At 64.5% G+C, this 17,122-nt stretch carries 17 protein-coding genes; 8 read left to right on the top strand and 9 right to left on the bottom strand.

Annotation, left to right across the window (positions count from 1 at the left end; genetic code table 11):
* Window positions 1–90 precede the first annotated feature (90 nt).
* From FJQ89_RS23210 to pcaD, 8 genes are read left to right on the top strand one after another with little or no spacing between them, the layout of a single operon-like run.
* Window positions 91–1,200: a muconate/chloromuconate family cycloisomerase gene (locus FJQ89_RS23210; protein ID WP_141171880.1), complete on the top strand. Its 1,110-nt coding sequence runs from the start codon at window positions 91–93 to the stop codon at window positions 1,198–1,200.
* A gap of 10 nt (window positions 1,201–1,210) precedes the next feature.
* Entirely contained in the window at window positions 1,211–1,501 is a 291-nt protein-coding gene (gene catC / locus FJQ89_RS23205) for a muconolactone Delta-isomerase (RefSeq protein WP_141171879.1), read from the top strand.
* 35 nt (window positions 1,502–1,536) lie between these two features.
* Window positions 1,537–2,457 carry a catechol 1,2-dioxygenase gene (gene catA, locus FJQ89_RS23200; RefSeq protein ID WP_071079235.1) on the top strand — a complete coding sequence of 307 codons (921 nt, stop codon included), beginning with the start codon at window positions 1,537–1,539 and terminating at the stop codon, window positions 2,455–2,457.
* Between the two features lie 10 nt (window positions 2,458–2,467).
* Window positions 2,468–3,844 (top strand): benzoate 1,2-dioxygenase large subunit, encoded by a 1,377-nt coding sequence (benA, locus tag FJQ89_RS23195; RefSeq protein WP_141171878.1) that lies wholly within the window; start codon window positions 2,468–2,470, stop codon window positions 3,842–3,844.
* A complete protein-coding gene (gene benB / locus FJQ89_RS23190) occupies window positions 3,841–4,332 on the top strand; it encodes a benzoate 1,2-dioxygenase small subunit (protein ID WP_141171877.1) in 492 nt (163 codons plus the stop codon). Before benA ends, benB begins: the two co-directional genes overlap by 4 nt.
* A 27-nt stretch (window positions 4,333–4,359) precedes the next feature.
* Complete coding sequence (gene benC, locus FJQ89_RS23185) at window positions 4,360–5,379, top strand: benzoate 1,2-dioxygenase electron transfer component BenC (protein WP_141171876.1); 1,020 nt, start codon at window positions 4,360–4,362, stop codon at window positions 5,377–5,379.
* A gap of 3 nt (window positions 5,380–5,382) precedes the next feature.
* Entirely contained in the window at window positions 5,383–6,168 is a 786-nt protein-coding gene (locus tag FJQ89_RS23180; protein ID WP_141171875.1) for a 1,6-dihydroxycyclohexa-2,4-diene-1-carboxylate dehydrogenase, read from the top strand.
* A gap of 9 nt (window positions 6,169–6,177) precedes the next feature.
* Window positions 6,178–6,960 (top strand): 3-oxoadipate enol-lactonase, encoded by a 783-nt coding sequence (gene pcaD / locus FJQ89_RS23175; RefSeq protein ID WP_141171874.1) that lies wholly within the window; start codon window positions 6,178–6,180, stop codon window positions 6,958–6,960.
* A 13-nt stretch (window positions 6,961–6,973) separates the two neighbouring features.
* Here pcaD and FJQ89_RS23170 read toward each other — a convergent pair whose 3' ends face one another.
* The 9 genes from FJQ89_RS23170 to FJQ89_RS23130 form a co-directional block, all read right to left on the bottom strand.
* Complete coding sequence (locus FJQ89_RS23170; protein ID WP_141171873.1) at window positions 6,974–7,357, bottom strand: hypothetical protein; 384 nt, start codon at window positions 7,355–7,357, stop codon at window positions 6,974–6,976.
* A 57-nt stretch (window positions 7,358–7,414) separates the two neighbouring features.
* Window positions 7,415–8,764 (bottom strand): PepSY-associated TM helix domain-containing protein, encoded by a 1,350-nt coding sequence (locus FJQ89_RS23165; protein ID WP_141171872.1) that lies wholly within the window; start codon window positions 8,762–8,764, stop codon window positions 7,415–7,417.
* An 8-nt stretch (window positions 8,765–8,772) separates the two neighbouring features.
* Complete coding sequence (locus FJQ89_RS23160; RefSeq protein WP_243136215.1) at window positions 8,773–10,896, bottom strand: TonB-dependent receptor family protein; 2,124 nt, start codon at window positions 10,894–10,896, stop codon at window positions 8,773–8,775.
* 79 nt (window positions 10,897–10,975) lie between these two features.
* A complete protein-coding gene (locus FJQ89_RS23155) occupies window positions 10,976–11,383 on the bottom strand; it encodes a DUF2946 domain-containing protein (RefSeq protein ID WP_243136214.1) in 408 nt (135 codons plus the stop codon).
* Between the two features lie 47 nt (window positions 11,384–11,430).
* Complete coding sequence (locus FJQ89_RS23150; protein ID WP_243136213.1) at window positions 11,431–12,027, bottom strand: PqiC family protein; 597 nt, start codon at window positions 12,025–12,027, stop codon at window positions 11,431–11,433.
* Window positions 12,024–13,664: a PqiB family protein gene (locus FJQ89_RS23145; protein WP_141171871.1), complete on the bottom strand. Its 1,641-nt coding sequence runs from the start codon at window positions 13,662–13,664 to the stop codon at window positions 12,024–12,026. The genes FJQ89_RS23150 and FJQ89_RS23145 overlap by 4 nt, the downstream gene beginning before the upstream one ends.
* On the bottom strand, window positions 13,657–14,949 hold the full coding sequence (locus FJQ89_RS23140) for a paraquat-inducible protein A (protein ID WP_423245171.1): 1,293 nt from the start codon (window positions 14,947–14,949) through the stop codon (window positions 13,657–13,659). Before FJQ89_RS23140 ends, FJQ89_RS23145 begins: the two co-directional genes overlap by 8 nt.
* A 129-nt stretch (window positions 14,950–15,078) precedes the next feature.
* Window positions 15,079–16,437, bottom strand: coding sequence for an amidase (locus FJQ89_RS23135; RefSeq protein WP_141171869.1), 1,359 nt, complete (start codon window positions 16,435–16,437; stop codon window positions 15,079–15,081).
* A gap of 4 nt (window positions 16,438–16,441) precedes the next feature.
* Window positions 16,442–17,119, bottom strand: a complete 678-nt coding sequence (locus FJQ89_RS23130) for a DUF2848 domain-containing protein (protein WP_141171868.1) — start codon at window positions 17,117–17,119, stop codon at window positions 16,442–16,444.
* Between the last annotated feature and the right edge of the window lie 3 nt (window positions 17,120–17,122).

Genomic DNA, 17,122 nt, shown 5'->3' with positions numbered 1-17,122 from the left:
TAAGTATTGAAACCATACCGAAACAGTGTTGGACGTGGGGTGTAACGGGGAATATCGTACACATACCTGCTCACATTATACAAATTAAATATGATACTCAGCATAGAAACCATCCTCGCCGACGTGCCAACCATCCGCGCGCACAAGATGTCGGTAGCCACCATGAAGTCGCAGACGCTGGTGCTGGTGCGCGTACGCTGCGCCGACGGCATCGAGGGCTGGGGCGAAGCGACCACCATCGGTGGCCTGAACTATGGTGAAGAGAGCCCGGAAAGCATCAAGACGAATATCGACACGCATATCGCCCCCTTGCTGGTCGGCATGGAGGCGAGCGGTGTGGCCATGGCCATGGCGAAAGTGCGCAAGACCATCCAGGGCAACCGCTTTGCCAAATGCGCGATCGAGACAGCCTTGCTTGATGCGCAGGGCCAGCGCCTGGGCGTGCCGCTGAGCGAACTGCTGGGCGGCCGCGTGCGCGATGCGCTGCCTGTCGCCTGGACCCTGGCCAGCGGCGACACGGCGCAGGACATCGCCGAAGCGCAGCAGATGCTGGAACTGCGCCGCCACCGCATCTTCAAGCTGAAGATCGGCTCGCGCAGCGTGGCTGACGATGTCTCGCATGTGCTGGCCATCAAGCGCGCCCTGGGCGACGCGGCCAGCGTGCGGGTCGACGTCAACCAGGCGTGGAGCGAGCTCGATGCCATGCGCGGCATCGCCGCACTGCAGGATGGCGGCGTGGACCTGATCGAACAACCGGTGCGCGCCGATAACACGGCCGCGCTGGGCCGCCTGGCTGCCCGTTTCGACGTCGCCATCATGGCCGACGAGGCGCTGCACGGCCCCGGCGACGCCTTCCGCCTGGCCTGCGCCGGCAGCGCCGACGTGTATGCCGTCAAGATTACCCAGTCGGGGGGGCTGATCCCCGCGCAGCAAGTGGCCACCGTGGCACAGCTGGCCGGCATCGGCCTGTATGGCGGCACCATGCTCGAAGGCAGTATCGGCACGGCGGCCAGCGCCCACCTGTGCGCCACCTTTGCCGACCTGTCATGGGACACGGAATTATTCGGCCCCCTGTTGCTGACGCAGGAAATCCTGCGTGAGCCGCTGGTCTACCGCGACTTCATGCTGCAGGTGCCCACCGGTCCCGGCCTGGGCGTACAGATAGACACCGACAAACTGCGCCGCCTGGTGCGCCAATAAGGAGATTGCCATGCTGTTTCACGTGAGGATGGATGTAAAACTGCCGCCCGACATGCCACCAGAGCGGGCCGACGCGCTGAAGAAGGAAGAAAAAGCACTGGCGCAGCGCCTGCAGGAACAGGGCCAGTGGCGCCATCTGTGGCGCATCGCCGGCCAGTATGCCAACGTCAGCATTTTCGATGTGGCCGGCAACGAGGAGCTGCACGCGCTGCTGCTGTCGCTGCCGCTATACCCCTACATGCAGATCGAGGTGATGCCCCTGTGCCGGCACCCGTCGTCGGTCCGCGCAAACGATCTTTAACCGCCGCAGCATCATTCCCAACAGAGGAGACAAACATGACACACAATGACATCGATACCCTGGTAAAAAGCTGGATCGTCGACGCCGCCGACCGGCCGGCCCATCCACGCGTGCAGGCCATCGTCCTGCGCCTCGTGGGCGATCTGTGCAAGGCCATGGAAGACCTCGATATCCAGCCCGCCGAATTCTGGACTGGCCTGGACTTCCTTGCCAACGCGGGCGCCGCACATGAACTGGGCCTGCTGGCGCCAGGTCTGGGCCTGGAGCGCTTCATGGATATCCGCGCCGACGAAGCCGAGGCCAAGGCCGGACTGCAAGGCGGCACGCCGCGCACCATCGAAGGCCCGCTGTATGTCGCCGGCGCCCCCGCAAGCGAAGGCTTTGCCCGTCTTGACGACGGTAGCGAAAGCGCGCAGGCTGAAGTGCTGTTCATGCAGGGTACCGTCTATGACCAGCAGGGCAAGCCGCTGCCGGGCGCCAAGGTCGAAGTCTGGCACGCCAACCTGATGGGCAATTACTCGTTCTTCGACCAAAGCCAGTCATCCTTCAATCTGCGCCGCACCATCTACGCCGACGCACAGGGACGCTATCAGTTCCGCAGCATCATGCCCAAGGGCTACGGCTGTCCGCCGGATGGCAGCACGCAGCACCTGCTGGACCTGCTGGGCCGCCATGGCCAGCGCCCTGCCCACATCCACTTTTTCATCAGCGCCGAAGGCCAGCGCCAGTTGACCACGCAGATCAACATCGATGGCGATGCCTACCTGTGGGACGACTTCGCCTTTGCCAGCCGCGAAGGCCTGGTGCCGGCCGTCACGCATGTCAGCGATGCCGCAGCCATCGCCGCGAAGGACCTGCAACAGCCGTTTGCCTCGATCGACTTCGACTTCCACCTGTATCCGGAAACCGCAGCCGCACCGACCTCGCAAATCGAACGCAACCGCGCAGCCGCCTAGAGGTCATGCCATGATCCCCATCCACCCATACCGGCCAACCGCTGCGACGGCGCCCGATCTCGATGCCTTGCTGGTCGAGGACCAGGCCACGGGCGACCATCGCCTGCACCGCAGCGCCTTCACCGATGAAGCCCTGTTCGAACTCGAGATGAAGCACATCTTCGAAGGCAACTGGATTTACCTGGCGCATGAAAGCCAGATCGCCAACAACAATGACTACTACACCACGCACATTGGCCGCCAGCCCGTCTTCATCGCGCGCAACCGCCTGGGCGAACTGAATGCCTTCATCAACGCCTGCAGCCATCGCGGCGCGCAGCTGTGCCGCCACAAGCGGGGCAACAAGGCCACCTATACTTGCCCTTTCCACGGCTGGACCTTCAACAACAGCGGCAAGCTGCTGAAGGTAAAGGACCCGGAGAACGCGGGCTATCCGGAATGCTTCAACAAGGAAGGTTCGCACGACCTGAAAAAAGTCGCGCGCTTCGCCAACTACAAGGGCTTCCTGTTTGGCAGCCTGAACGACGACGTGGCACCGCTCGAGGAATTCCTCGGCGAAGCCGGCAAGATCATCGACATGATCGTCAATCAGTCGCCGGACGGGCTGGAAGTGCTGCGTGGTGCCTCCACCTATACCTTTGAAGGCAACTGGAAGCTGCAGGCCGAAAATGGCGCGGACGGCTACCACGTTTCGGCCGTGCATTGGAACTATGCGGCCACCACGAACCGCCGCAAGGAACAGCTGGAACAGCGCGAGGACAAGATCCGCGCCATGGATGCGGGCAACTGGGGCCGCCAGGGCGGCGGCTTCTATGCCTTCAAACAGGGGCACATGCTGCTGTGGACGCAGTGGGCCAATCCGCAGGATCGGCCCAACTTCGCGCGCCACGCGGACTACGCGCGCCAGTTCGGCAAGCCAACAGCGGACTGGATGATCAGCCGTTCGCGCAATCTTTGCCTGTACCCGAACGTCTACCTGATGGACCAGTTCGGCTCACAAATCCGTTTGCTGCGCCCGATCTCCGTCGACAAGACCGAAGTAACAATCTACTGCATTGCGCCGAAGGGCGAGGACGACGAAGCGCGTGCGCAGCGCATCCGCCAGTACGAAGACTTCTTCAACGTCAGCGGCATGGCCACGCCGGATGACCTGGAAGAATTCCGCGCATGCCAGCAGGGCTATGCGGGCAGCGCCATGCCATGGAACGACATGTGCCGCGGTGCCACGCACTGGATCGAGGGCGCCGACGCGGCCGCGCAAGAGATCGGGCTGGAGCCAATCATGAGTGGCGCGCGCACCGAGGATGAAGGCCTGTACACGGTGCAGCACCGCTACTGGCTCGACGTCATGAAACGGGCGCTGGCGGCCGAAGGAGAACAGCCATGAGCGCCATCGCGCAGCACGACATCGCCAGCTTCCTGTACCGCGAAAGCCGTCTGCTGGACGACGAACAATGGGACGACTGGCTCGATTGCTACCACCCGGATGCGCAGTTCTGGATGCCGGCCTGGGACGATGACGACACCCTGGTCACCGATCCACAGCGCGAGATTTCGCTGATCTTTTATCCGACCCGCCAGGGCCTGGAAGACCGCGTCTTCCGCATCAAGACCGAGCGTTCCAGCGCCACCATGCCGGACACGCGCACCAGCCATAACATCGCCAACATCGAGCTGGAAAGCCAGGACGGCGCCATCTGCACGGTGCGTTTCAACTGGCATACGCTGAGCCATCGCTACAAGCGCGACTACAGCTACTTCGGCATGTCGCGCTACATCATCGACTTTTCCGGCGCACAGCCGCTGATCCTGAACAAGTATGTCGTCCTGAAGAACGACTACATCAACCAGGTCATCGACGTGTACCACATTTAACAAGCTTTACCAGCAAGGAGACCGACGATGAGCCATAACATCGCCCTGCAATTCGAAGACGGGATCACCCGCTTCATTTCATGTAACGACAATGAAAAGCTGTCCGATGCGGCTTATCGCCAGAAAATCAACATCCCGCTCGATTGCCGCGATGGCGCTTGCGGCACCTGCCGGGGGCACTGCGAGTCCGGCAGCTACGACCTGCCCGCGTCGAGCTATATCGAGGATGCGCTGACGCCGGAAGAAGCGGCGCAAGGCCATATCCTGGCTTGCCAGATGCGTCCCACCTCCGACTGCGTGGTGAAGATCCCGGCCACCTCCGCCGCCTGCAAGACGGCCGTGGCCAGCCACGCCGGCACCGTGGCATCGGTACGGCATCTGTCGCCATCGACGATCGCCTTCGCCATCGACCTGGCCAATCCTGCCGCACTCGACTTTCTGCCGGGCCAGTACGTCAACGTGGCCATTCCGGGTACCAGCCTGACGCGTTCGTACTCGTTCAGCTCGGCCCCAGGCGCGGCACAGACGCAGTTCGTGGTGCGCAATGTCCCCGGCGGGCAGATGAGCGGCTACCTGAGCGACGCGGCCCAACCGGGCGCAGCGGCCAGCTTCGCCGGTCCCTATGGCAGCTTCTACCTGCGGCCAGTGCAACGCCCTGTCCTGCTGCTGGCGGGCGGTACCGGCATCGCACCATTTTTGTCAATGCTGGGCGCACTGTCCACGCACGGCTTTCCCCAGCCCGTGCGCATGGTGTACGCCGTCACCAATGAGCACGACCTGGTGGAACTGGAGCAGCTCGCCCGCATCGCCTCTGCCCATCCGCAGTTCTCCTACGTCACCTGCGTGGCGGCGGCCGACAGCAACCATGCGCGCAAGGGCTATGCGACGGCCCACGTGGAGCCGGCATGGATGAACGGCGGCGATGTCGATGTGTACCTGTGCGGCCCTGTCGCCATGGTCGATGCGGTGCGCAACTGGCTCAATGAGACGGGCGTGACACCCACCAACTTCTACTACGAGAAATTCTCGGCAAGCAGCGGAGTGTGAAAAATGAGTGATCGTCAACGATTTTCCGACAAGGTCGTGCTGGTAACGGGCGCGGCGCAGGGCATAGGCCGCGGCGTCGCGCTGCGCGCCGCGCGCGAAGGCGCGCAGCTGGTGCTGGCTGATCGCGCCGATCTGGTCGAACAGGTGGCCGCCGAAGCGATTGCCCTGGGGGCGCGCGTCAGCGTCTGCAAGGCCGATCTGGAACACTATGCGGGCGCACGCCAGTTGGCCGAACTGGCCATGGCCGATTTCGGCCGCATCGACGTATTGATCAACAATGTGGGCGGCACCATCTGGGCACAGCCTTTCGAGGTCTACCGGGAAGAACAGATCGAAGCGGAAATCCGCCGTTCGCTGTTCCCCACTCTCTGGTGCTGCCGCGCGGTGCTGCCGGCCATGCTGGAACAGGGCGGCGGCGCCATCGTCAATGTCTCGTCGATCGCCACGCGCAGCATCTACCGCGTGCCGTACGCGGCGGCCAAGGGTGGCGTGAATGCGCTGACGGCCAGCCTGGCGCTGGAAAATGCGGAACACGGCATCCGCGTCAATGCAGTCGCCACGGGCGGCACGGAAGCACCGCCACGCGCGATTCCGCGCAACAGCACGCCCCTCAATGAGCAGGAACTGCGCTGGTACCAGGGCATCGTCGACCAGACCATCGCCCACAGCGCCATGCACCGCTATGGCAGCATCGATGAACAAGTGGGCGCGATCCTGTTTCTCGCCTCGGATGAAGCATCGTACATCACGGGCAGCGTGCTGCCTGTCGGTGGCGGCGATCAGGGATAAGGGACGCACATGCCAATCGCAGACATCAATGGACTATCGCTGCATTACCGCAGCGAAGGCGACGCGCGCCAGCCTTGCCTGGTGCTGTCGAATTCCCTCGGCACCGACCTGAGCATGTGGGATGCGCAAGCCGAAGCACTGGCGCCGCACTTCCACGTGCTGCGCTATGACACGCGCGGCCATGGAGCCTCCGGCAGTCCGCCCGGCCCCTACAGCATGCAGATGCTGGGCCAGGACGTGGTGGGCCTGCTCGACCACCTGCGGATCGGCCAGGCGCATTTCTGCGGCCTGTCGATGGGCGGCGTGATCGGACAATGGCTCGCCATCCATGCGCCGCAGCGCCTGCACAAGCTGGTGCTGGCCAATACAGCGGGCAAGGTAGGCACACAGGAAGGGTGGAATAGCCGCGCGCGCGCCGTGCGCCTGGAGGGACTCGACGCCATCGCGGACGGCGCGGCCGGACGCTGGTTCAGCCAGGGATTCGTCGCCGCGCGCCCGGCCACCATCGCCGCCATGCTCGACAAGCTGCGCCAACAGAATCCACAAGGCTACGCCAGCTGCTGCGACGCTCTGGCCGAGGCCGACCTGCGCGGCGCCATTCATGCCATCGTTGCACCGACACTGATCATCGCCGGCATCCTCGATCCGGTCACCACGGTCTCCGACGCCATGCAGATGCAGCAGGCTATCTTCCATGCGGACGTGGCCACCGTCGATGCCTCGCACCTGTCGAACATCGAAGCGGAACTGGCCTTTACGGGACTACTGCTGGACTTCCTGCGCGCAGACTAAACCCTGCGACGCATCACGCTGCGTCGGCCAGCAATGCCGGACGCAGCGCGCGGATGCGCAGCTCCGTGAAATAGCCGCCCGCCTCGTTGTAGCGCAGGTAGTGGCGGCCGCAGTTCAGGCAGCGCGCCACCTGGCTCAGGTTGGCGGGATAGTAGCGCGGCGCGATGGGCGCATCGATGCTGTCATAGCGCGTGCCGTGCGGGTGGTATTCGGCAAACGTCGGCTCCTCGTACGGGTCTTCGCGCAGGGTGCCGATTTCTTCAAACCGATCCAGCTCCAGCGAAGTGGGCAGGCGTTGCCAGGCATCGAGCGGCACGGCGCAGCAGCTGCATTTTTTTGTCACCAGGGCCGACGCGGCGGCCAGTGCGGACAAGGCGGGAAAGTCGATGAATATCATGCGTCAACCAGTACAAGGGTGCGGCCCATGGCAACGAGCCTGGCCGCGCCCCTTATTTTAGCGCAGTCGCATCCTGCCGATACGCGCACCGCATTTCGCCAGGAGCAGCTCCAGCAGCATCAGCATGCAGCCGGAAATGAGCAGCAGCGGCATCAGCGCGCACATGCCGGCCGCCACCAGCCAGGCCAGCGCGGACGGCGAGGTCCAGGCGCCCGGCAGCAGCCGGGGCAAGCCCAGCGAGCCTGGCAAACGACGCTTGAAAAACATCACCCAGCCCGACACCAGCGAAAACAGCACGCTGGCGCCGAACAGCAGCAGCAAGGCCTGGTTCCACCAGCCGAACTCCCCGCGATGAAATGGAATGCCGATGGCCGTGGCCTTGCCGAACGCTGTCTGCGCCTGCCACCCCGCATAGTACAAAGGCTTGCCGCTGTAGGCGTCGAATTGCAGGTCGAAGCGCAAGGTGGGCTGGCTGCGGTCGGCCATGGTGGCGCGCCACACATCGTCCTGGCCGGCCGGTGCCGTCAGCTGCACGGCGATGGCCGGTGCATGGCTGCGCGCCACTTGCCAGGCATCCTGCCAGTCGAGCGGAGCGCCCTCCTCGCGCGAATGCAAACCGCGCGGCACAGGCGGCGGCGCCTGGCCGCTGGCATCGCGCAGCGCGCGGATGCGTCCGCCCGCCTGCTGGCTCCACGTCAACCCTGTCGTCAGGATCACTACGCTGACGACGCCGAGCGCCACGCCGAGAAAAGCATGCCACTGGCGCCAGCCATTGCGCCCCCGCGCGCCCCGCTTCGGCAAGCCAGATTGCGCGCCGCGTGGCCACCACAGCACCACGCCCGTCACCAGCATTACCATCAGCCAGCTGGCGGCCAGCTCGATCATCCAGCGCCAGCCATCGTTTTGCAGCAGGCGCGAATGCAGCTTTTTCGCCCAGTTGCCGAAGCGTTCGCTGCCGGCCAGGCTGCCCAGCACGCGCGCATCATACGGATTCACATACACGATGATGGCTTGCGCGGGCAGGCCGAACTTCGGCCTGGGGGGCGTGGCCGGCGCGGCATGTCCGCCATGGCCCGCATGTTCATCCTGCGCGCCGCCGGGCGGCGCAAACGCCACCTGCACCGCGTCGTCCTGCTGAAACGGCGGCACCACGTGTTGCACAGTCCAGCCGCGCGGCGCCGCCCGTTCGGCTGCCGCCACGGCGGCGTCCAGCGGCAGCATGGATGCTTGCGGTGCCACATGGTCGAGGTGCTGGTACAGCCTTGCCTCGATCTGCGGCGTGAACACATACAAAATGCCCGTCAGGGTGGCCACCAGCGCGAATGGCGAGGCGATCAGCGCGGCCCAGAAGTGGATGCGCCAGTACAGGCTTTTACGCCGTGCAATGAGAAAGGTGTGATCGTCCATGGCCAGCCTCACAGTGCGTTGAAGGTATAGCCCAGGCCCAGCATCACGCTGCGCGGCGCACCGGGCGTGTACTGGTTCTGCGTATTGGCCGCGTAACTGCCCACACCCGAATAACTGCTGCTGGCCGAATCGGCATAGCGTTTGTCCATCAGATTGCGCACCTGCGCCCATGCTTCCAGCCCGCGCGCGAGCTGGTAGCTGGCGCGCAGGTTCAGCAGTGCGTGGCCCTTGTACTCCACCGTATTGGCGTTATTCATCCAGTAACGGCCCTGGTGCACGGCTTCGAGCGCGATACGCGCGCCGGCCACGGGCTTGTAGCCGATCTCGATCGAGGTGATGTCGCGCGGCGCCTGCGGCATGGTGCGGCCGCTGTAATCGAGGCTGGCGGAGACCTGGTAGCGCAGGTAGCGGTGGCGCGCGATGGCCGTGGCGAAGCGCGCGTCGAACGGGCCGCTGTCGTAGTTCAGGCCCAGCTCCAGCCCTTCGCTGCGCGTGCGTCCCGCATTGCGGTTTTCGCTGTTGCCCGGCGAGAGCGTATAGCTGACGATGGTGTCGCGCCCGTCGAGGCGGTACAGGGCCGTGTCGAGTTTCAAGCGGCCCTGCAAAAAGGCCCAGCGCAAGCCCAGTTCATAGTTGTTGTAGACAGACGGCTGCAGGTCGGCGATGCCCGTCTTGCCATACAGCTGGCTCACCTCGGGCGGGGTAAAACCCTGGCTGACGTTCGCATACGCGCTGCCCGCCTGGCCGATGGCGTAGGTGGCGCCCAGCTTCGGGCTCACATGCGAAAAGCTGCGCGACTCGTCGGGCGCGCCGTAATTGACGCTGCCGCCGGGCGCCAGCTTGTTGTGGTAATCGTAGCGGATGGCGTCAGAGCGTCCGCCCAGCACCACGCGCGTGCCGGCCAGCGGAGAAAATTCCCATTGCGCGAAGACAGCCGTGTTGAGGATATCCGTCTGGTAGTCGCGCACGCCCTGCGGATTGGACGCATTGGCCAGCGTATAGCGCAGGTAGCGGCCAGTGGCCGCATCGCGCACGATGGACAGGTTATCGCTGACAAAGGGATTATCACTCTTGTCGACATACACGCCGGCAATCAGGCGCGAACGCAGCCACGCGAATTCCTGCTGGTGTTTCACGTCCAGCCCCAGCGAATCGACGTGGTTGTTGTTGATGACGCCCTTGCACAGCATGCCTGCGCAGCTGCCGATGGAATACGCGGGAATCTGCCCATGGTCATTTTTGCGCGTAAACACGGTGACGGTGCTGGTGCCATGGGCCGTCGTCGCGCCCTCCCACGCCAGATTCATGCGCGTGGTCTTGTCCTTGCGGTAGGTAAACGTGTTCAGGCTCTTGCCCGGATTGGCGCGGTAGTCATTCTCGAACAGACTGCCCGTCATGGCCGCATCGAGATCCGTGTGGACGAGGGTGGCGCGCAGCTGCGAGGTGGGGCTGAGCGCATAGTCGGCGCGCAGCGAGAACGAATCCTTGTCGCCATAGCTGTACTCTTGCCAGTTGTCGCGCGAACGGCGCGAGCTGTAATGAGAAAAGCGCAATCCCAGCGGACCCCAGGTATCGCTGGCGGAGGTGTCGTAGCGGGTGTAGCCGCCCACGTTATCGCGCCGCACGCCCACCTTGGCCGTCGGCGTGGCGCTGGCGCCGGCCGTCAGGAAATTGACGGCGCCGCCCACGGCATTGCTGCCGTACAGCGACGAGGCAGCGCCCTTCACCACTTCCACGCCGCTGGCCCCCGCCATGTTCATTTCATTGAGCGAGTTGTGATTGAAGACGCCCAGCGGACGGATAGGGATGCCATCTTCCAGGTACTGGTAGACGGCATTCGTGCCGATGGGCTGGCGGATGCTCATGCTGTGCTGCTCGTTGCCCAGGTCATTCCAGTACACGCCGGCGATGCGGTTGAGGATATCGCCCATGGTCTTGGGCTTGTCGCGTTCCAGGGTTCTGGCATTGACGACGCCGATGGCCTGCGGCGTCTCGGACAGCCACGATTGCGCGCGCGAACCGGAAACGACGACGGTGTCAATGGCGTGGTCGGTTTGGTCAAGTTGCTGCGCCCGCGCGCAGGGGTAGGCCGCGGTGATGGCCACGGCCAGTACCAATAATTTCTTGTTCATGTGATTCTCGTTTAAGTGTGCGGATGCGGCGCGTCACACCGCAAGGTGAACAGCGCCAACATTGAAAAAGCAAAAAAACTTAAACGAGGCTGGGCGGCGCGCGCGACTGCGCGGTGGACCAGATGAACAGCGGGGATGGGGACTGGTAATACAGCGCCGGGAAAATGGCCGTACCGCTGGCCACAAGCAGCGGCAGCACGGGGCTCGTTGGCGGCAAGCCGACGGAACCCGCATGCGTGGAACAGAAAGCGCAATGCTCCATCTGCATGGCCTTGCCGCCGGATTTTTCGTCGGCGGCGCCGCCATCGGCTTGAAGAACCTGGACAAAACGGATGCCGGCCACCGAGCAGATTTCCGCCCAGCCGGAGCCGGATTCCTGCTTGGCGTTGGCGACGGCCTGGGAAATCGATGGTGCGAGCGCCGCCAGCAGGATCGCAAAGCAGGCGATCCAGGCGGCAAAGCGGCGCGTGAACAAGGTCATTCCCATGGCCGCATTTTACCAGCGGCAGCCGGGACTGGGTAGCGCAATGCCGCTCAGGCGGCCGGGCAGGCGGCGTTGCCGTTGTCAAAAGCACGCACCACGCTGGCCGCATCGGCGGCGATGCGGTGCACGGCGCGGCGGTGGCCCAGCACCAGTTCATCGTAGCCGGCGCCCACCTTTTCATTGGCGATCGTGCGGCAGGTCACCACCTTGTTGCTGGCCAGCTGGCGCACGCTCCACACGGCATCGATCAGCGCATACTGGCCCATCACGGACTCGAAACGCTGCACATTGGTGCTGATGCGGTACACGGGCAGGTTATCGGGATGCGGCGTGCGGAACACATCGATGGCGCCCAGGTCGTCCGTCACGGCCGTGGACAGGGCCTGGCCGATTTCGCCAGCCAGCGGTCCCGCCCAGCGCTGCTGCTCCAGCAATTCGATGCGTCCCGACGGCGCCGTCACAACAAACTGGTTGCGGCTCACCTGCTGCGGCACGCTGACGGCCAGCACCTCGACATAGTACTTGACGGGTTTGTCCGGCTGCGCGTCGGCGCCGCCGCTGAGCGTATAGAAATGCTCGGGCTGGGGCGTGGAGCAGGCGCCCAGCAGGCTGCCAGCCAGCAGCGCGGAAAAAATCGGTTTCATCATTTTTTTTCATCTCCTTTTTTACCGCGGATCAGGGACTCGGGATGACGTTCCAGGTAATCCGACAGGGCATTGAGCGATTGCAGGGTTTGCGTCAGTTGCTGCAAGGCCTGGCGCACGTCCGACTGCAGCGGCGAATCCTTTTGCAGCACCTGTTCGGCCGTGCCGAAGGTCTGTTTCGCCGCCGTCAGGGTATCGCGCATTTCCGGCACCACCTGGCCATCGAGCTGTTTGAACAGGGTATTGGCCTGCTTGATGGTGGCGTTCAGGTTATTGCCGATCTCCGCGTATGGCACCTGATCGAGCTTGCGGGCGATGCTGGCGATCTGCGTCTGCAGTTCGTCCAGGGTATTGGGCACGGTGGGCACTTCCAGCGGATACCTGTTCAAGTCCAGCGCCACCTTCGGCGCTTTCGGGAAGAAGTCCAGCGCGATGTACAGCTGGCTGGTGAGCAGGTTGCCCGTGCGCAGCTGAGCGCGCAAGCCACGGCTGACCATGCGTTCGAGCAGCTGGTGGCCGGCCGATCCTTCCGCATCGTCGACGGCCGTCTTGAAACGCATGCCCAGGCGGGCCGGATACAGACTGACGGTGACGGGCATGCGGAAGTTCTTCTTCACGGGATCAAATTCGATGCCCACCGAGCGCACCTCGCCCAACACGATGCCGCGGAAGTCCACCGTGGCGCCAGGCTGCAAGCCACGCAGGGACTGGTCGAAATAGAATACGGTGGTGATCGCCTCTCCATCGGGTTCGCGCATGGCGCTGGCCTCGTCGGCCGCCAGACGAAAATTGGTATTGGCCGGCGCCGGCTCCTCGGGCTTGCGGCCGTTTTCCGCCTCGAAGGCGATGCCGCCTACCAGCATGGCCGCCAGCGACTGCGTATTCAATTTGAAGCCGCTCGAATCGAGGCGCACGTCGACGCCGCTGGCATGCCACCAGCGCGCATTCTTGCCGACGAACTGGTCGTACGGGGCGTTCACGAAGACCGACATGGTGATGCCATTGCCATCCTTGTCCAGCGCGAAGCTGACCACCTTGCCCACGCGCAGGCGGTGGAAGAACAGCGGCGAACCCACGTCGACGGAGCCGAGACTGTCCGCATGCAGGGTATACAGCTTGCCCTTCTGGTCACCGGCCACGGCGGGCGGGTTTTCCATGCCGACGAAGTTCTCTTTTTTGGCTTCCGACTTGCCCGTGTCGACGCCGATGTAGGCCCCCGACAGCAAGGTGCCCAGCCCCGTCACGCCGCTGGCACCGATCTGCGGGCGCACCACCCAGAAGCGCGAATCGGCGGTGGCGAAGCGCCGCGCTTCCTTGCTCATGTCGATCGTCACCAGCACCTTGCTCAAGTCCTCGCCGAGGGTGATGGCGCGCACCTGGCCAATATCGACATCCTTGTACTTGACCTTGGTCTTGCCCGGCTCCAGCCCTTCGGCACTCTTGAAGCTGACTGTCACCGTGGGGCCCTGGTCGAGGATGGACTTGGCGGCCAGGCCGGCGCCGATCAGCGCGGCCAGCAGCGGAATGAGCCATACCAGCGACGGCAGCCAGCGGCTGCCCTGTTCCACATCGGGTTCCGGCAACGGGGGGACGCCCTGGCCACCCGTTTCGGAAAGGTCACCGGCTTCTTTGTCAGACATGCTGTTCTCCAATCACTGTATTGTTTCCGGTATTTGCCACCACCACGGGTTCTTCCTCTCCCGGCACCTGCTCGTCGACGGGGTCCCAGATCAGGCGCGGGTCGAACTGCATCGCCGCCAGCATGGTCAGCACCACCACGGCGCCAAAGGCCAGCGCGCCGGGTCCGGCAGTGATCACGGCCAGTGACTTGAAGCGCACCAGCGCCACCGTCAGGGTGACGACAAAGATGTCGAGCATGGACCAGCGGCCGATGAATTCGACCATGCGGTACAAGATGGTGCGCTGGCGCGGCCGCCAGCGCGAACGCCGCTGCGCCGTGAACGCCAGCAGCGCCAGCACGCCCAGTTTCAACATCGGCACAACCACGCTGGCGATGAAAATGATGATGGCCAGGCCTTTCGAGCCGCTGGTCCAGAACAGCACCACGCCGCTCATGATGGTGTCGTCCTGTGCGCCGAACAGCGATTGCGTCACCATCACGGGCAGCAGGTTGGCGGGAATGTAGAGGATCATGGCGGCGATCAGCAAGGCCCAGGTGCGGTTGATGCTGTCCGGTTTGCGTACATGCAGGGTCGTGCCGCAGCGCACGCACGCCAGATGCTTGCCCTTGCCCAGCGGCGGCGCCACCAGGCCGCAGGCGTGGCAGGGCGCGATCTTCGCGCCCGGCGCGAAGGCCTTGTAGCGGATGCCCGGCAGCGCTTGACGGGTCAGGTCGTCGCCGAGGTTCCACAGGGCCTTGGGGTCGAACGAGACGACGATGGCCAGCATCAGGGTCAGTGCGCCAAACGCGAACAGCCCCGGTTGCGGCAGCACCGTGGCCAGGCTGGTCATCTTCACGACGGTAATCAGGATGCCGATCATCAGCACTTCCGTCATGCCCCATTCGCGCGCCGTCTGCACGGCGCGCAGCACGCGGTTAAAGCCCGGCACCTTGACGCCGCCGCGCAAGCCCAGCGCCACATACAGCAGGGAAGCGAGTTCGATGGCGGGAAAGAGGATGGTAAACAAGAACACCATCGTCGCCACGATGTGCATCTGCTCGGACCACAGCACGCGGATCGAGCCGAGCAAGGTGGCGCTGGACTTCAGTCCATTGACGTCGAGTTCAACGATGGGAAAAAACTGCGCGATCAGGAAGACGAAGGCGGCGCCCAGGGTCAGCGCCACCACCTTGGTCAATTCAGCCGATGCGCCCCGCGCGTGCGCGCCCCGGTATAGCACCGAGCGGCAACGGATGCAGCGCGCCTTTTCGCGTGGACGCAGCGGACGTTTGCGGTACAGCACGCCGCAGTCATGACAGCTAATCAGGTCGTATCGGTGCACAGTTGAAGTTTGCCGGCGCCCGAAGCGCGACTATCCCATGTCAATGCCAGCTATCATATTACAAACCCGGCATTTTCCTGCACTGAGGCACTATTCTTTTCCACTCCCCCGCAGCAGCGCCTCCACGGCGCGGCCGATTTGCAGCACTTGATCGTCGGCGCCGGCCAGGCCGCAAATGCCCAGCCCCACAGGCAGTTCGCCTTCGGCGTGGCACGGCAGCGACAGCGCGCAGCCGTCGAGGAAGTTGATCACGCTGGCGTTGCGCAGCACCAGACCATTCGTGGCAAAGAAGGTGGCGTCGTCCGCTTCCAGCGGCGCGACCTGCGGCGCCAGAACCGCCACGCTGGGCATCAGCCAGGCGTCGAATGGCGCCAGACGCTGCTTCGCGATGGCGATCAGGCGCGCACGCGCATCGAGCAGATCGATGTAGTCCGCTGCGCCTTGCTGCTGGCCGCGGCGGATGCGCGCCGCCACGCGCTGGTCGTATTGCGCGCCCTTCTTTTCAAGTAACACCTTGTGCCAGTGCCACGCTTCCGCCGCCACCAGGCCGCCGCCGCCATTGATACCCGGCAGTTCCAGCAATTCCGGGAAATCGAACTGTTCCACCTGCGCGCCTGCCGCACGCAATTTGTCCAGCGCGCGCCCGAAAGCCTGCTGCACCTGCGGCTCGACATTGGCGCCTACGTAATCGCTGGTAAAGCCGAAGCGCAAGCCTTTCAGGGCTGGCGCGCCATCGGCAATATCGTGGCCGGACAAGGCCGCATACAGGATGGCGCAGCAATCGACGCTGTGCGCGATGGGGCCGGCCGAATCGAGGGAGCGCGACAGCGGCAGCGTGCCCGCCAGCGACACGGAGGCTGCCGTCGGCTTGAAGCCGGTCAGGCCGCAAAACGCGGAAGGGATGCGGATCGAGCCGCCCGTGTCCGTGCCCAGCGCGCCGGCCGCCATCGCCAAGGCCACCGTGACGGCGCCGCCCGAGGTGGAGCCGCCCGCCACGCGCGTGTGGTCGTGCGGATTGCGCGGCGTGCCGTAATGGGGATTCAAGCCCAGGCCGGAGAATGCAAATTCGCTCATGTTGGTGCGGCCCAGCAGGACGGCGCCGGCCGCGCGCAGGCGCGCCACGGCAAGCGCATCGGCATCGGCGGGCGGCGCGTCGGCCAGCGCCAGCGAGGCGGCGCTGCTGACCTGCCCCCTGACGTCGAACAGGTCCTTGATGGAAACAGGCACGCCGGCCAGCGGCGAGGCAACGATGCCCGCGGCGCGCGCCGCATCGCTGGCCCGCGCTTCCATCAGCGCCTGTTCGCCATCGAGGCTGACATAGGCATAGCCGCCCTGCGCCCGATGCGCCTCGGCGCGTGCCAGCATCTGCTGTGTCAGTGCCATACTGGTGATGCGGCCGGCGGCCAGGTCGGCAGCCAGTTCGCGGATGGTCTTGGTCAACTGGGTCATTCTCTTATCCTTCCACGGGCAGGGTTTGCACGGCATAGCGGTGCTGCAGGCAGCGCTGCAAGGCTGGATCATACAGCTCCAGCGCGAACGCGTCGCCATGGCCCATCTCGCCGATGATCGGTTGCGTGCCGCAGAACATCGCGCTGCCCACGGGCAGGGTCGCTTGCCCCGTGTAGCGCAGGATCAGGTCTTCCGGCGACAGCATGCGGGTCACGGGGCCGTCCTGGTACAGGGCCGGCACGCCCGCCCGTTCGCGCCACGAGCGCATCTGCAATTGGTCCCAGTGGCCGGCCACGTCGGCATAGCGCCACAGGGTATCGCCCACGGGCTTGCCGCACATCTGCTTGGACACCGTCACGCCATAGCTTTCCACCTTGCGGTCCGTGTGGTCGGAACCTATCCCCACCAGCAAGCCGTATTCGGTGGAAAACAGCACGAACTCGGCCTCTCCCGAGGAATCGCGGCCCGGCACTTCGATGGCGGCATCGCTGGACAGCAGCGCCGCCGCCACGCGGTAAAACGTCGGCACGCTTTTCGGGCGCGCCACGCCGATGGCTTCCAGTTCGGCGATATGGTGCTCGACCATCGCCACGTCGCGGCCCGTCCAGCCGGCGATGATGAGATTATCGATGTCGAAGGTAACGGGGCCGTGGCCTGCCAGTTGAAAACTCAATGTCGTCATGAT

It is taken from the genome of Janthinobacterium tructae (genome assembly GCF_006517255.1).
GTDB lineage: Bacteria > Pseudomonadota > Gammaproteobacteria > Burkholderiales > Burkholderiaceae_D > Janthinobacterium > Janthinobacterium tructae.
The sequence above is the reverse complement of the archived record's forward strand: the minus strand, read 5'-3'. Positions and strand labels throughout refer to the sequence as shown.

What these genes read in the sequence shown, in the direction of transcription:
- FJQ89_RS23210 (WP_141171880.1), top strand. Translation starts at nt 91, where the DNA reads ATGATACTCAGCATAGAAACCATCCTCGCCGACGTGCCAACCATCCGC.
- catC (WP_141171879.1), top strand. Translation starts at nt 1,211, where the DNA reads ATGCTGTTTCACGTGAGGATGGATGTAAAACTGCCGCCCGACATGCCA.
- catA (WP_071079235.1), top strand. Translation starts at nt 1,537, where the DNA reads ATGACACACAATGACATCGATACCCTGGTAAAAAGCTGGATCGTCGAC.
- benA (WP_141171878.1), top strand. Translation starts at nt 2,468, where the DNA reads ATGATCCCCATCCACCCATACCGGCCAACCGCTGCGACGGCGCCCGAT.
- benB (WP_141171877.1), top strand. Translation starts at nt 3,841, where the DNA reads ATGAGCGCCATCGCGCAGCACGACATCGCCAGCTTCCTGTACCGCGAA.
- benC (WP_141171876.1), top strand. Translation starts at nt 4,360, where the DNA reads ATGAGCCATAACATCGCCCTGCAATTCGAAGACGGGATCACCCGCTTC.
- FJQ89_RS23180 (WP_141171875.1), top strand. Translation starts at nt 5,383, where the DNA reads ATGAGTGATCGTCAACGATTTTCCGACAAGGTCGTGCTGGTAACGGGC.
- pcaD (WP_141171874.1), top strand. Translation starts at nt 6,178, where the DNA reads ATGCCAATCGCAGACATCAATGGACTATCGCTGCATTACCGCAGCGAA.
- FJQ89_RS23170 (WP_141171873.1), bottom strand. Translation starts at nt 7,357, where the DNA reads ATGATATTCATCGACTTTCCCGCCTTGTCCGCACTGGCCGCCGCGTCG.
- FJQ89_RS23165 (WP_141171872.1), bottom strand. Translation starts at nt 8,764, where the DNA reads ATGGACGATCACACCTTTCTCATTGCACGGCGTAAAAGCCTGTACTGG.
- FJQ89_RS23160 (WP_243136215.1), bottom strand. Translation starts at nt 10,896, where the DNA reads ATGAACAAGAAATTATTGGTACTGGCCGTGGCCATCACCGCGGCCTAC.
- FJQ89_RS23155 (WP_243136214.1), bottom strand. Translation starts at nt 11,383, where the DNA reads ATGGGAATGACCTTGTTCACGCGCCGCTTTGCCGCCTGGATCGCCTGC.
- FJQ89_RS23150 (WP_243136213.1), bottom strand. Translation starts at nt 12,027, where the DNA reads ATGATGAAACCGATTTTTTCCGCGCTGCTGGCTGGCAGCCTGCTGGGC.
- FJQ89_RS23145 (WP_141171871.1), bottom strand. Translation starts at nt 13,664, where the DNA reads ATGTCTGACAAAGAAGCCGGTGACCTTTCCGAAACGGGTGGCCAGGGC.
- FJQ89_RS23135 (WP_141171869.1), bottom strand. Translation starts at nt 16,437, where the DNA reads ATGACCCAGTTGACCAAGACCATCCGCGAACTGGCTGCCGACCTGGCC.
- FJQ89_RS23130 (WP_141171868.1), bottom strand. Translation starts at nt 17,119, where the DNA reads ATGACGACATTGAGTTTTCAACTGGCAGGCCACGGCCCCGTTACCTTC.